Annotated in this window: 1 protein-coding gene; it reads right to left on the bottom strand. The window is 61.6% G+C overall.

The annotated features are described in order from the left end of the window. Positions 1-49: 49 nt before the first annotated feature. The gene (sypB, locus tag RGM3321_RS24225) at positions 50-16,423 is read right to left on the bottom strand and encodes a syringopeptin non-ribosomal peptide synthetase SypB (RefSeq protein ID WP_244395352.1); all 16,374 of its coding nucleotides are present in this window, start codon (positions 16,421-16,423) and stop codon (positions 50-52) included.

Below are 16,423 nucleotides of genomic sequence, written 5' to 3' on the forward strand. Positions count from 1 at the left end.
AAGGCAACCGGCCGACCGATTACCGATCGGTCGGGCGGTTGCCGTGGTTTCAGATACGGCGTTTGCGATTGAGCATCGGGATTTTCGTCTGCGGCACCTCCACCCGCTTGACCTGCCCCACCGAGGCCGCCACCTGAAGAAGCGTCGGATGACCGAACAGCACTCGCACGTCAGCTTCCAGATCCGCCTGACGCATGCGTTCGATCAGGGTCACCGCCAACAATGAATGCCCGCCCAGTTCGAAGAAATGGTCATGACGCCCGACCTTTTCGACATTGAGCAGCTCCGCCCATAGCGCTGCCAGCTTGATCTCCACCTCACCCACCGGGGCTTCGTAGGCTCGCGAGGCAAATGCGCTGCTGTCCGGTACTGGCAGGGCATTGCGGTCGAGCTTGCCGTTCGGCGTCAACGGCAACGCATCAAGCGGCATATACGCGGCCGGCAGCATGTAGTCCGGCAGCAGCCCTTGCAGGTGTGTGCGCAGACTCCCGCTATCCGTTATCACTGCCGGGTCGGTCGGTGTGAAATACGCCACCAGACGGATTTCGCCCGGCACGTCTTCACGAGCCATGACCACCGCTTCGTGTACCGCTGGGTGTTTGGCCAGACACGCATCGATCTCGCCCAGTTCGATACGAAAACCTCGGATCTTCACCTGATCGTCGTTGCGCCCCAGGTATTCGATATTGCCATCCGGCAAGTAGCGACCCAGGTCGCCGGTGCGGTACATCCGCGCCCCCGGTGTGAGGCTGAACGGGTCCGTGAGGAAGCGTTCGGCGGTCAGATCATCGCGGTTCAGATAACCGCGGGCTACACCGGCCCCGCCAATATAGATTTCACCTGGCACGCCGCGTGGAACGAGCTGTTGCTGCTCGTCCAGCAGGTAGAACCGGGTGTTGCCCACCGGCCTGCCGATATGCGCAGCGAAGCCGTCTTCGCGATCCATGGCGACCCAGCTTGAGTAGGTGGTGGTTTCAGACGGTCCGTAAAGGTTGCACAGCCGCTGCACGCCGGTTTTTTCGAACAGGTTTTCCACCAGACTGCGCTTGAGCGCTTCGCCGGCGACGTTTACGGTGTGGACCGACTCTGGCAAACCGTTGATTTCCAGCAGCGCTTTCAGCGCTGACGGCACGGTGTTGACCAGGCCAATATCGTGTTCGCCGTGTTGCAGTTCAAGGACGTTTTTCACCACGTTGATGCTGCCACCCGACGTCAGCGGCGCGAAGCATTCGTAGACTGCGAGGTCGAAGTTCAGCGAGGTGGAGAACAACGTCCTTTCCAGTGCAGAACCGTCGAATGCCGTGTGCGCCCAGGTCAGGAAGTTGACGGTGTTGCGGTGTTCGATCATCACGCCTTTCGGCAGACCGGTCGAACCCGAGGTGTAGATCAGGTACGCCAGATGTGCCGAAGTCAGGCCCTCGACTTCCGGGTTGTGTATTGATTCGTGTTGCCAGGCGCTCTGATCATCAAGGTCGATGGTCTGCACCGAAACGCCTGCCAGCAAATGCCGAGTGGCTGCCTTGACCAACACCGCCGCTGGCTCACTGTCCTGCAATATGTAAGTAATTCGTTCCGCCGGATAAGCCGGGTCCAGCGGCACATAGCCACCGCCCGCCTTGAGGATCGCCAGCAAGCCGACGATCATTTCTGCCCCGCGTTCTACGCAGATCCCCACGCGGGAATCCGGCTGAACGCCCTGTTTACGCAAGGCATGGGCCAGGCGGTTGGCCTGCTCGTTGAGCTCGCCATACGTCAGGCGCTGTTCGCCATGCACCACCGCCAAAGCCTGCGGCGTGCGCTCGACCTGCGCTTCGAACAGGCTATGAATGGTCTGCTGCTGCGGGTAATCCAGCTCGGTAGCGTTGAGCCAGAACACCAGTTGCTCACGCTCTGCTGCCGGCACAACCGACAAACCTGCCAGAGGCACCTCGCTGGACTGCTCCAGTGCGCTGACCACGCTCTCCAGCGCCGTTTGCATATACGCGCAGACCCGTTGCGCATCGATACTGGCGATGGCTTGGACCGTGAGGCTGAAGCCCACTCCTTCATCGTTGACCGAAAGAGTCAGCGGATAGTTGGTGCGTTCTTCACCGTGCAGATGTTCGATGCCCTGCCAGGCGTCGAAAGCCTGCTGATTGAGCTCTGCGTCGATATGCCGGTAGTTAAGCAAGGCACTGAACAGTGGCGTTGACGCGGGCACCCCGCTGCAGCGCTGGGCCAGTACCAGTGAGGCGTGCTCATGGGCGAGCAAGCCACTGAGCCGTGCGTGAGTGGCTTTCAGGCCGCTGCGCACGCCCTGCTCGCCCAGCGTGACGCGCAGCGGCAAGGTGTTGATGAACATTCCCAGCGCCCTGTCGGAGCCGACACCGCCCTGCAAACGACCGAGCAACACAGTGCCGAACACCACATCGCCTTTGCCTGACAACGCGCCCAGTACACGGGCCCAGGCCAGGTGATACAGGCTGGCGGAACTGACCCCGAGTTGACGAGCCTGCGCCCGCAAGCGCTGACTCAGGTCGATATCGACCCGCTGGCATGCTTCCTCGATACCGCGCCCGTCGCCCTGCACGTCCTGCACGCCGAATGGCAGCGTGGGCTCGTCGATGTCACCGAGCATGTCACGAAAAAACGCCTCATGTTCCTCGCGGCTGACACCGAGCCTGGCCTGAGCCACATAATTGCGATAAGGCACGGACGGCGGCAGCGAGGCTTGCTGGCCGAGCATGTGCGCCTCGATTTCGCTGGTGAGAATGCGCAGCGACGTGGCGTCGTCCACCAGGTGGTGGAACAACAGCATACCCAGCCAGCGATTATTTACTGCCTCGTAGGCGTAACCGATGCGCAGCATCGGCGCCTGACGGATGTCCAGCCGCGTGTGACGCGGGTCAAGACGCTTGAGCAACTGTTCGGTGACGTCGCCATCGGCCGGGTCTATTACCAGCTCATCAAGCATCAGAGGCGCTTCACGCCAGACCACCTGCACCGGAGCCTTGAGACGCTCCCAAAGCACGGCAGTGCGGAGGATATCGTGCCGCGCGATCACACCTTGCAGTGCCTGGGCAAAACTGTGCAGACGCTGGTTACTGTCAAAGGAAAATAGGGCGTATTGCAGGTACGGGTCACCCTCGACCGCTGCAAGGTGGTGATACAAAATCCCCTCCTGCAGCGGCGCCAGGGCATAGATATCCTGCACGTTGGCCATGCCGCCGGGCACGCTGGACGCCACGCGATCGATGTCGTCCTGGCTCAGCGATGCCAGCGGCAGCATGCCCGGAGTGATGCGCTCGCAGTCGGCGGGAATAAGGTTGGCGGGCACCTCGACGGCCCCCTTGCCGCCCACCGCCGCCGCCAGGGCAGACAGGGTCGGCTGGCTGAACAGCACGCGTACATCGGCAACCAGATCGATCTGGCGCATACGCTCGATCAGTTTCACGGCCAGCAGCGAGTGGCCGCCCAGTTCGAAGAAATGGTCATGCCGGCCGACCTGCTCCAGTTGCAGCAGGTCTTGCCAGATATGCGCAATGGCCATTTCGGTATCGCTTTCGGGCGCTTCGTAGCCACGATTGGCCACCGCAGAACGGTCAGGCGCTGGCAGCGCCTTGCGGTCGAGCTTGCCGTTGGCGGTCAGTGGCAGTGCACCGAGCTGCACGTAGGCCGCAGGCACCATGTACTGCGGCAATGACCCTTGCAGATGTTCGCGCAGGGTTTCGATGTCCAGCAGCCTTTCCGGGTGCTGCGTCGTGAAATAGGCCACCAGACGCTTGTCGCCGGGCACATCCTCACGGCACAGCACCACGGTATCGCGTACTTCAGGATGTTCAGCCAGACGCGCTTCGATTTCACCCAGCTCGATACGGAAACCGCGAATCTTTACCTGTTCGTCGTTGCGGCCCAGATATCCCAGGCTGCCATCGGTCAGCCAGCGTCCCAGATCGCCGGTGCGATACAGGCGCGTGCCCGGCGTCGTATTGAACGGGTTATCGATGAAACGTTCGGCCGTCAGTGCTTCGCGGTTCAGATAGCCCCGCGCCACACCGGCACCGCCCACGTACAACTCGCCGACCACACCTGCCGGCACCGGTTCACCTTGGGCATCGAGCAGATAAAGCTGCAGGTCCGGAATGCGCGTGCCGATCGGGCTGGCGCCAACGCGCTGGGCATCTTCAGGCTGCAACGGGTAATAGGTCACATGCACTGTGGTTTCGGTGATGCCGTACATGTTTACCAACTGTGTACCAGCATTCACGTTGCGGGCGTACCAAGGCTTGAGCATCGCCGTTTCCAGCGCCTCGCCGCCGAAAATCACCTGGCGCAATGAATGTGCCTGCTCTTTCTCGCCCTGGGCAGCAATCAGTTGCCGGAACGCACTCGGTGTCTGGTTAAGCACCGTGACACCGGCAGTGCACAGCAGCGTATAGAAGTCTTCCGGGGAGCGGCTGACCAGTTGCGGCACGATCAACAGACGGCCGCCGTGCAGCAACGCGCCCCAGATTTCCCAGACCGAGAAGTCGAAGGCGAACGAGTGGAAAAATGCCCAGACATCCTGTGCATTGAAGCCGAACCAGTCTTCGGTGGCCGAAAACAGCCGTGCAACGTTGCGGTGCTCGACCATCACGCCCTTCGGCAGACCAGTGGAACCGGAGGTGTAGATGATATAGGCAAGATCGCTGGACTTGACCGACAGCTGCGGATTACAGACGGATTCGTCCTGCAAACCGGCATCGTCGAGATAGATCACCGGCACTTGCGACACCGGCAACGCTTGCTGCACTGACTGCTGGCTCAATAATGCCACCGGCGTGCTGTCGCCGAGGGTGTAGGCCAGGCGCTCAGGGGGATAAGCCGGGTCCAGTGGCACGTAACCAGCGCCGGATTTGAGGATGCCCAGCAAGCCGATAATCATCGCCGGGCCACGTTCGACGCAGATCGCCACACGATCGTCCGGGCGCACACCCAGCGCGAGCAAGCGATGGGCAACCTGGTTGGCACGCGCGTTGAGTTCGTCGTAGCTCAGTGTCTGTTCTTCGAACACCAGCGCCACGGCATTCGGCCGTTCTGCGGCGCGGGCTTCGAATTGCTGGTGGATCGGTGTGTCATTCGCGTAGTGCTTGCCAGGTTCGTTCCACTGTTCGAGCAATTGCTCACGCTCGCTGGGCGGCAGTATCGAAATGGCGTGCAACGGGGTCTGCGGCGTATGTTCCAGCGCATTCACCAGACCGTCCAGGGTTTGCTGTATGTAGGCGCAAATCCGTGCGGCCCCGATCTGTGGCACGGTCTGCACCGTCAACAGGAAGTCTGCGCCCTGGTCATCAACGTTCAGGGTCAACGGATAGTTGGTGCGTTCTTCATCGCCCAGCGACTGCATGCCATTCCAGGCCGTCAGCGCCTCATCGGTCACGGCAACGCTGCTGTGGCGATAGTTGAGCAAGGCGCTGAACAACGGCGCCGGTGCGACTACGCCGCTGCAACGCTGGGCCAGTGCCAGCGATGCGTGCTCATGGCCGAGTAGCGCGGTCAGTTTGTCGTGCACCTCCCTGACACTTTCACAGACACTGCGACTGCCCAACGTCACCCGCAGCGGCAAGGTGTTGATGAACATCCCCAGCGCCCTGTCGGCGCCGTCGCCGCCCTGCATCCGGCCCAGTAGCACGGTGCCGAACACCACGTCGTCACGCCCCGAAACCTGCCCCAACAGTCGCGCCCAGGCCAGGTGGACCAGGCTCGCGGCACTCACTCCCAGTTGACGGGCCTGGACCCGCAAGCGACCGCTGAGGTCTGCACCTACCGCCAGTTGGTCTTCTTCGATGCCATGGCCGTCACCTTGCACCTCCTGCAAACCGAAAGGCAGCGTCGGCTCGTCGACGTCACCGAGCATGTCGCTGAAGAACACCTCATGCTCATCCTGGCTAACGCCCAGTCGGGCCTGAGCGACATAGTTGCGATACGGAACCGCCGCGCCCAGTTGCGCCTCCTGCCCCAGCAGGCTGGCCTGCATCTCGTAGCGCACCACGTCCAGCGTGGTGTGGTCCATGACCAGGTGATGGAACTGCAGCAACGCCAGCCAGCGCTGGTTTGGTTCGTCCCAGGCATGAATCAAACGCATCATCGGCGCCTGACGAATGTCCAGGCGATGGTGCCTGGCGTCGAAACGCTGGTGCAACTGTGCCGCCATGTCGCTAGCATGCGGGTCGGCATCAAAGCTTTCGCGCATCAACAACGCCTGACGCCAGACCACTTGCATCGGTTCGTCCAGGCCCTCCCAGACCAGTGCGGTGCGCAGGATGTCATGACGCTGGATCACGAACTGCAAGGCGCGGGCAAAATCATCGATATGCTCCTGGCTGGCGAAGCTGAACAGCGATTGCAGCAAATAGGGATCGCCGCGTTCGGCACTGAGGTGGTGATAGAGAATACCTTCCTGCAGCGGTGCCAGTGGGTAGATGTCCTGTACGTTGGCGACGCCACCGGGAACCGTTGCAATGATCCGGTCGATGGCGACCTGATTGAGGTTTGCCAGCGGCACCATGTCCGGTGTAATCCGCTGGCAGTCCGCTGTAATGCCATTCGCCGGAACGTGAACTTCATGACCGCTGCCCACCGCCGCCGCCAGCGCGGCCAGGGTCGGCTGGCTGAACAGCGCACGTACGTCGGCACTCAGACCGACCTGACGCATGCGTTCAATGAGCATCACTGCCAGCAGCGAATGGCCGCCCAGTTCGAAGAAGTGATCATGACGACCGACCTGTTCGACCGTCAGTACGTCCGCCCAGATCGCTGCCAGCAGGGTCTCGACTTCGCCTTGCGGTGCTTCATAACCACGGCTGATCAGCGCTTGCGCATCCGGCGTGGGCAGCGCCTTGCGGTCGAGCTTGCCGTTGGCAGTCAGCGGCAGCGCATCGAGCTGCACGTAGGCTGCGGGCACCATGTAGTCCGGCAACGTGCCTTGCAGGTGGTTGCGCAGGTGTTCGATGTCCAGCGTAGTTTCAGGCTGCTGCGCAGTGACATAAGCCACCAGACGCTTGTCGCCGGGCACATCCTGACGGCACAGCACCACAGCTTCGCGAACAGCGGCGTGTTCGGCCAGGCGCGCTTCGATTTCACCCAGCTCAACGCGGAAACCGCGGATTTTCACCTGAGCGTCATTGCGACCCAAGTACTCCAGATTGCCGTCGGCGCGCCAGCGAACCAGGTCGCCGGTGCGGTACATCAGCGCATTGGCTCGCTCACTGAACGGATCGACGACAAATTGCGTGGCGCTCAATTCATCTCGATTCAAATAGCCCTTGGCAACGCCCTGCCCGCCGATATACAGCTCGCCGGGTACGCCCAACGGCACTGGCTGGCCTTGGCTGTCGAGCACATACAGGCGAGTGTTGCCCACCGGTTTGCCGATAGGGATCGAGCCATTGTCGACCGACACAATCTCGTAGGTGGCGGAGAATGTCGTGGCTTCTGTCGGGCCATAACCGTTGAGCAGATGTTGCGGCGCGTTGTTGGCCAGTACCCGTGCAATCACTGCCGGGTCCAGCACATCGCCGCCGACAATCAGGTAGCGCAGGCGTGAAAAGGCTTCGCCCAGACCCGAGGCGTATTGATGGAACAGCCCGGCGGTCATCCACAGCACGGTGACCGACTGTTCCAGCAGCAGGCGCTGGAAATTCAACGGCGAGAGCAAGTCGTGCTGCCCGATCACCACCACACAGCCACCATTGAGCAGTGGCGCCCAGACGTCCAGGGTGCTGGCGTCAAAGGCCGGATTGGAGGCGAACGCCACGCGATCCTGCGCAGTGAAGTCGGCATAACCGTTGTTGATCACCAGACGGCTGATTGCCCGGTGCGGCACCAGCACCCCCTTCGGCGTGCCGGTGGAGCCTGAGGTGTACATGATGTAGGCGACGCTTTCGCTGGACTGCGCAAGCGCCAGATCATCGTTATCCAGGCCGTTTAGCATCAGGCGGTCAAGGTCGACGCGCTGAGTGCTGGTTGTCAGCGACATCTGACTGAGAGTCAGCAGGACACTCGCCTGACTGTCCTCGATCATGAACGCCTGGCGCTCTACCGGAGCGTTGACGTCCAGCGGTACATACACCGCTGCGCATTTGAGTACTGCCAGCTGACTGGCGAGCAAATCATGGCTGCGCTCCAGCAGGATCGCCACGCTATCGCCCGGCTGCACGCCAAGCCCCAGCAGATGCCGCGCCAGACGGTTGGCCCGGGTGTTGAGTTCGGTATAACTCAAGGCAACGCCGTCGTGGATTGCGGCGCAGGCTTCCGGGTAGTTACGGACCTGTGCTTCGAACAGGCCATGCACGGTCTGCTGGTGCGGGTAATCCAGCGCGGTGTTATTGAACCCGACCAGTAGCTGCTCCCGTTCGGCAGCCGAAAGAATCGCAATGCTGTTCAGCGGCGCTTCGGGGTCCTGCTCCAGCGCCAGAAGCAGCTGCTCCAGCGCGGTTTCCATATAGTCACACACCCGCATGGCGCCTACGTTGCCGCTGACCTGCACATTCAGGCTGAAACCATCGCCCAGGTCGTCGACATTCAAGGCCAGCGGGTAGTTGGTGCGTTCCTCTCCACCGAGGGTTTCGATACCCTGCCAGGCCAGTGTGGCCTGCTCGGACACCCGGGCCTCGGCGCTGTGCCGGTAGTTGAGCAAGGCGCTGAACAACGGTGTCGGCGCGGATATGCCACTGCAACGCTGGGCCAGTGCCAGAAACGCGTGTTCATGGCCCAGCAATGCCGTGAGTCGCGCATGCGTCGCCTGCACCCCGGCCCGCACGCCCTGCTCACCTACGGCAACCCGCAGCGGCAAGGTGTTGATAAACATCCCCAGGGCCCGGTCAGCGCCATCACCACCCTGCATCCGGCCCATCAGTACGGTGCCGAACACCACATCCTGCCTGCCCGACACCTTACCCAGTACTTGCGCCCACGCCAGGTGCGCCAGGCTGGCAACGCTCACGCCCAGTTGCCGTGCCTGAGCCCGCAGGCGCAGGTTCAGCGCCGCAGACAAGACCCGCGTCGCCTCTTCGATAGCGTGACCGTCGCCCTGCACATCCTGCAGGCCAAATGGTAGCGTCGGCTCGTCGACGTCGCCCAGCATGTCGCGGAAGAATGCCTTGTGCTCCTCGCGGCTCAGGCCCAGACACGCCTGAGCCACATAATTGCGATACGGCACCGGCGCGCCCAGTTGCGCTTGCTGGCCCAGCAGGCAGGCCTGCATCTCGTGTCGCAGCACATCCAGCGCGGTGTGGTCCAGCGCCAGGTGATGAAACAGCAGCAAGGCCAGCCAGCGCTGGTTGGGCTCATCCCAGGCATGAATCAAACGCATCATCGGTGCCTGACGAATGTCCAGACGATAGTGCCGGGCGTCGAAACGCTGATGAAGCTGTGCAGACACATCGGGGCCTTGCGGGTCCGGATGCAGACGCTCGCGGATCAGGCTGGCGTGACGCCAGACCACTTGCACCGGCTCATCAAGTCCTTCCCAGGCCAGCGCAGTACGCAGGATGTCATGGCGTTGAATAACCCGTCGCAGGGCCACGACGAAATCCTCCAGACGCTCCTGACTTGTAAAAGCAAACTGCGATTGCAGCACATAGGGGTCGCCCTGTTCCGCGCTGAGGTGGTGATAGAGAATCCCCGCCTGCAAGGGCGCCAGCGGGTAGATATCCTGCACGTTTGCCGCGCCATCCGGCACCCCGGCAACCACCAGGTCGATCTGCGCCTGGGTCAGACTGATCAGCGGCAGCAAGTCCGGGGTGATGTGTTCGCAGCGTTCCGGGATCAGGTTGGCCGGGACTACGATTTCCTTGCCGCCGCCGACCGCTGCTGCCAGCGCGGCCAGGGTCGGTTGGCTGAACAGCACACGCACATCGGCACTCAGCCCCATCTGACGCATGCGCTCGATCAGCGTCACCGCGAGCAGAGAGTGGCCGCCCAGTTCAAAGAAGTGATCATGACGACCGACCTGCTCGACCTTGAGTACGTCTGCCCAGATTGAGGCCAGCAGTTTTTCCACTTCGCCTTGCGGTGCTTCGTAACCACGGCTGACCAGCGACTGCGCATCCGGCACTGGCAGGGCCTTGCGATCGAGCTTGCCGTTGGCGGTCAGCGGCAGTGAATCGAGCTGCACGTAGGCCGCCGGCACCATATAGTCCGGTAACAAGCCTTGTAGATGGCTGCGCAGGTGTTCGATGTCCAGTGCAGTTTCAGGCTGCTGCGCCGTGACATAAGCGACCAGACGCTTGTCGCCAGGCGCATCCTGACGGCACAGCACTACGGCTTCGCGAACCTCGGCGTGTTCGGCCAGACGTGCTTCGATTTCACCCAGTTCAACACGGAAACCACGAATCTTCACCTGCTCGTCATTGCGACCGAGGTATTCGAGGTTGCCGTCGGCACGCCAGCGCACCAGGTCGCCGGTGCGGTACAAGCTAGCCTGCTGGTCACTGTTGAACGGGTCGGCGACGAACTTCTCAAGGGTCAGCTCATCCCGGTGCAAATAACCCCTGGCGACACCCTGCCCACCGATATACAGCTCGCCGGGCACGCCCAACGGCACCGGTTGGCCTTGGTTATCGAGCACATACAGGCGGCTGTTGCCCACGGGTTTGCCGATAGGGATCGAGCCATTGCCGACCGAGGTAATTTCGTAAGTCGCGGAGAACGTCGTGGCTTCGGTCGGGCCATAACCGTTGAGCAGATGCTGTGGCGGATTATTCACCAACACTCGGCCAATAACGGCCGGGTCCAGCACATCACCGCCGACAATCAGGTAGCGCAGGCGCGAAAAGGCCTCGCCCAGACCTGAAGCGTATTGATGGAACAATCCGGCGGTCATCCACAGTACGCTTACCGATTGTTCCAGTAATAGGTGCTGGAAATTCAGCGGCGAGAGCAAGTCGTGCTGCCCGATCACCAACACACAGCCGCCATTGAGCAGCGGCGCCCAGACATCCAGGGTACTGGCGTCAAAGGCCGGGTTGGAGGCAAATGCGACGCGATCCTGTGCATTGAAATCGGCATAGCCGTTGTTGATCACCAGACGGCTGATGGCCCGGTGCGGCACCAGCACCCCCTTCGGTGTGCCGGTGGAACCGGAGGTGTACATGATGTAGGCAACGCTTTCGCTGGACTGCGGCGGCAATGCCAGATCGGTGCCTTTCAGACGCTCCAGCGTCAGGCCATCGAGGTCAATACGCTGGGCGCTTGTTGTCAGCGATACCTGACTGTGAGTCAGCAGGACACGCGCCAGGCTGTCTTCAATCATGAAACTCTGGCGCTCGACCGGTGCGTTGATGTCCAGCGGCACGTACACCGCCGCGCACTTGAGCACTGCCAACTGACTGGCGAGCAAATCATGGCTGCGTTCCAGCAGGATCGCCACGCTGTCACCCGGCTGCACACCGAGCCCCAGCAGATGCCGCGCCAGGCGGTTGGCCCGGGTGTTGAGTTCGGTATAACTCAAGGCAACGCCGTCGTGGATTGCGGCGCAAGCTTCCGGGTTGTTACGCACCTGAGCTTCGAACAGGCCATGCACGGTCTGTTGCTGCGGGTAATCCCGCGCGGTGTCGTTGAATGCGACCAGCAGTTGCCGACGTTCGGCTTCCGGCACTATCGGCAGGCCGCACACGGCTGAATCCGGTGCAGATTCAAGAGCTTCGACCAGATGGCTCAAGACCGTCTGCATATAATCGCAGACGCGCTGGGCATCAATGTCCGCGACCGCCAATACATTGAGGCTGAAGCCGTCACCCAGATCATCGATGTTCAAGGTCAGCGGGTAGTTTGTGCGTTCTTCGCTGCTCAGGGCATCAATACCCTGCCACGCCTGCATGGCCTGTTCGGACACGCTGGCCGGGGCGCTGTGCCGGTAGTTGAGCAAGGCGCTGAACAACGGGGTCGGTGCGGCTACGCCGCTGCAACGCTGGGCCAGGGCGAGGGATGCGTGCTCATGGCCGAGCAATTCGGTCAGGCTTTCGTGGGTCGCTCTGACCCCGGCGCGCACGCCCTGTTCGCTCACGACAACCCTCAGTGGCAGAGTGTTGATGAACATCCCCAGTGCCCGTTCCGTGCCCTCGCCGCCCAGCATTCGGCCCATCAGTACGGTGCCGAACACCACATCCTGCTTGCCCGATACCCTGCCCAGCACCTGAGCCCAGGCCAGGTGATGCAGGCTGGCGGCACTCACCCCCAGTTGTCGGGCACTGGCGCGCAGACGCAGGCTCAGCGTCGACGGCAGCACACAGGTGGCCTCTTTGACCGGCTGACCGTCGCCTTGCACATCGCTTACGCCAAACGGCAGCGTCGGTTCATCGACATCGCCGAGCATGTCGCGAAAGAACGCCTCTTGCTCCTCGCGGCCTACACCCTGGCGGGCCTGGGCCACGTAGTTGCGATACGGTATGGCCGCGGCGAGGGTATCGGGCTGGTCGAGCAAATACGCCTGAATCTCATGGCGCACCACCTCCAGCGTAGTGTGGTCCAGCGCCATGTGATGGAAGCGCAGCATTACCACCCAGCGCTGGCAGGCCTCGTCTTCGGCAAACACCAGTTGCATCAGTGGCGCCCTGGTCAGATCAAGGCGCGAGTGACGAATGTCGAAGCGCTCTCGCAACTGGCGTGCGATATCGCCGTTGCGCGGGTCCGGATGGACCTGTTCCATACTCAGCTCGGCCTTGCGCCAGACCACTTGCAGCGGTTCGTCCAGCCCCTGCCAGATCACCGCGGTGCGCAGGATGTCATGGCGGTCGATGACCTGTTGCAGCGCTTTGGCAAAGGCTTCCAGACGCTGACGATCCGACAGTGTGAACTGTGAGTGCAGCACGTAAGGGTCGCCCTGCTCTGCGGCGATATGGTGATAGAGAATGCCTTCCTGCAATGGCGCCAGCGGGTAGATGTCCTGCACATTCGCCACGCCGCCGGGCACGCAGGCCACTACCTGATCGATCTGCGCCTGGGTCAGGTTGATCAGTGGCAACAGGTCTGGAGTGATGCGTTCGCAACCTTGGGTAATCAGGTTGGCCGGTACATTTATTTCCCCGCTGCCTGATTCACCATCGCTTACGCTACGGGCCAGTGCACCGAGGGTTGGCTGACTGAACAGCGTCTTTACATCAGCACTCAGACCGACCTGACGCATGCGCCCGATCAGGCTCACCGCCAGCAGCGAATGACCGCCCAGTTCGAAGAAGTTGTCGTGACGACCGACCTGCTCGACGCCCAGCAATTCTTGCCAGATAACCGCGATCTGCGTTTCGGTTTCGCCCTTGGGGGCTTCGTAGTTACGGCTGATCAGTGCGTCAACGTCCGGCGCTGGCAGCGCCTTGCGGTCGAGCTTGCCGTTGGGGGTGAGTGGCAGCTTCTCCAGCGCCACGTAAATGGCTGGAACCATGTATTCCGGCAGTTTTTCCTGCAAATGGTTGCGCAGGCTATCGATGTCCACCGCCGTATGCCCGGCGACCAGTGTGTAATAAGCCACCAGACGCTTGTCGCCCGGCACATCTTCGCGGGCTGTCACTACGGCTTCGTGGACGGCCGGGTGTTTGGCCAGACGCGCATCGATCTCGCCGAGCTCGATACGGAAGCCGCGGATTTTCACCTGATCGTCGTTACGGCCGAGGTATTCGATATTGCCATCTGGCAGATAACGGCCAAGGTCGCCGGTGCGGTACATGCGTGCCGCTGGCAGCTGGCTGAATGGGTCTTTGAGGAAGCGTTCGGCAGTCAGGTCGTCGCGGTTCAGGTAGCCACGGGCCACGCCAGCGCCGCCGATGTAGATCTCTCCCGCCACACCCAGTGGCACGGGCTGTTGCTGCTCATCCAGCAGGTAGAACTGCGTATTGCCCACTGGTTTGCCGATGTGTGCAGCGAAGCCGTCTTCACGATCCATCGCCACCCAGCTTGAATAGGTGGTCGTTTCGGATGGGCCGTAGAGGTTGCACAGCCGCTGCACGCCGGTTTTTTCGAACAGGTTTTCTACCAGGCTGCGTTTCAGCGCTTCACCAGCAACGTTTACCGTGTGGACCGATGTTGGCAAGCCATTGACTCCCAACAAGGCCTTGAGCGCCGACGGTACGGTGTTGATCAGGCCGATATCGTGCTCGCCGTGCTGCAGTTCCAGCACGTTCTTGACGACTTCGATGCTGCCGCCCGAGGTCAGCGGCGCGAAGCACTCGTAGACCGCAAGGTCAAAGTTCAGCGAGGTGGAAAACAGTGTTTTTTCCAGAGCAGACGCATCAAAAGCCGTGTGCGCCCAGGTCAGGAAGTTCACGGTGTTGCGGTGTTCGATCATCACGCCTTTCGGCAGACCGGTCGAACCCGAGGTGTAGATCAGGTACGCCAGATGCGCAGAAGTCAGACCAGGCACCTGCGGATTCTGGACGGATTGGTCCTGCCAATCGCTCAGATCAAGATTGATGACAGGTACCGAAACGTCGGCCAGCAGGCCCTGAGTAGCGGTTTGAGCCAGTACTGCGGCCGGAGCGCTGTCCTGCAACATGTAAGCAATACGTTCCGCTGGATAAGCCGGGTCGAGCGGCACGTAACCGCCGCCCGCCTTGAGGATCGCCAGCAAGCCGACGACCATCTCCATGCCGCGCTCAACGCAAATGCCGACCCGCGAATCCGGCTGCACGCCCTGCTTGCGCAAGGCATGGGCCAGGCGGTTGGCCTGCTCGTTAAGCTGGCGATACGTCAGGCGCTGTTCGCCATGCACGACTGCCAGCGCCTGCGGGGTGCGCTCGACCTGCGCTTCGAACAAGCCATGAATGGTCTGCTGCTGCGGGTAATCCAGCACGGTATCGTTGAATGCTGACAGCAGCTGCTCGCGCTCTGCAGCAGGCAAAATCGGCAAGCTGTTCAAGTACGCCTGTGGCGTCTGTTCCAACGCATGCACCAGGCTTTCCAGCGCCGCTCGCATATACCCGCAAACCCGCTGGGCGCCGATACCGGCGACAGCCTGAATATTGAGGCTGAACCCTTCGCCAAGATCGTCGAGGGACAAAATCAACGGGTAGTTGGTGCGTTCTTCGCCGCCCCTGACCTTGATCCCTTCCCATAATTGAATCGCCTGACCGGTTACCGCCTCAGCGGAACTGTGGCGGTAGTTGAGCAGCGCACTGAACAGTGGCGTCGGCGCGGTCACACCGCTACAACGCTGGGCCAACGCCAGTGACGCGTGTTCGTGGCCGAGCAACGCTGTCAAACGTGCATGGGTCGCCTTGACCCCTGAGCACACATCCTGCTCACCCACGTTCACCCGCAGTGGCAAGGTATTGATAAACATTCCCAAGGCCCGGCGAATCCCTTCGCCGCCACGCATGCGCCCGAGCAGCACTGTGCCGAATACAACATCAGTGCGCCCGCTCAGGCGCCCAAGCACATGAGCCCAGGCGAGGTGATGCAGACTCGCCGCACTCACCCCCTGCTGTCGGGCCTGGGTGCGCAAACGCTTGCTCAGTTCGGCCGACAGGGTCTGGTGTGCTTCTTCGATGCCATGGCCATCGCCGCGCACATCGTGCAGGCCGAATGGCAACGTTGGTTCATCGACATCGCCGAGCATCTCGCGGAAAAAACCTTCGTGCTGTTTATTCGTGACGCCGAGCCGGGCCTGGGCCACGTAGTTGCGATATGGCACCGGCTCGCCGAGGGTGTGGGCCTGACCGTACAGGTGCGCATGGATTTCATGCTGTACGTGGTCCAGTGCCGCATGGTCGATGGCGATGTGGTGAAACAGCAGCATCGCCACCCAGCACTGGTTGACCACGTCGTGGGTGAAGGCCAGCCGCAGCAACGGTGCCTGGCTGATATCGAGGCGGTAATGCCGTGGGTCGAAGCGTTGTTGCAATTGCTCGCTGGCGGGGCCGGCGGCAGGGTCAATGGTGATTTCGCTAAGCACCAGATCAGCCTTGCGCCAGACAACCTGCACTGGCTCGTCCAGGCCTTCCCATACCACGCTGGTACGCAGGATGTCATGACGGTCGATGACTTGCTGCAAGGCTGTGGTGAACTCGTCGAAACGTTCCCGGCTGGCAATCGTAAACTGAGCTTGCAGTACGTAAGGATCGCCCTGATCAGCGGCGATGTGGTGATAAAGAATGCCTTCCTGCAACGGCGCCAGCGGGTAGATGTCCTGCACATTGCGCACACCGCCAGGGACGCGGGCAACGATGGTTTCGATGGCTGCCTGGTCGAGTTTGATCAGCGGCAACATTTCGGGGGTGATGCGCTCGCAGCCAGGCATGATCGCCTGGGCAGGGACCTCCACTTCATCGGCCTTGCCGCTGTAATACTCGCCGGCATTGATCAATTCGATCAACGCCGCCTTGTTCTCGCGCAACATCGCCAGTACGGCGGGTTCGATAAGCGACTGTCGCTTGCCACTGACGATCAGTTGGTCGCCCTTGACGGCAAGCTGCAC

This window comes from Pseudomonas sp. RGM 3321 (assembly GCF_022836805.1).
GTDB lineage: Bacteria > Pseudomonadota > Gammaproteobacteria > Pseudomonadales > Pseudomonadaceae > Aquipseudomonas.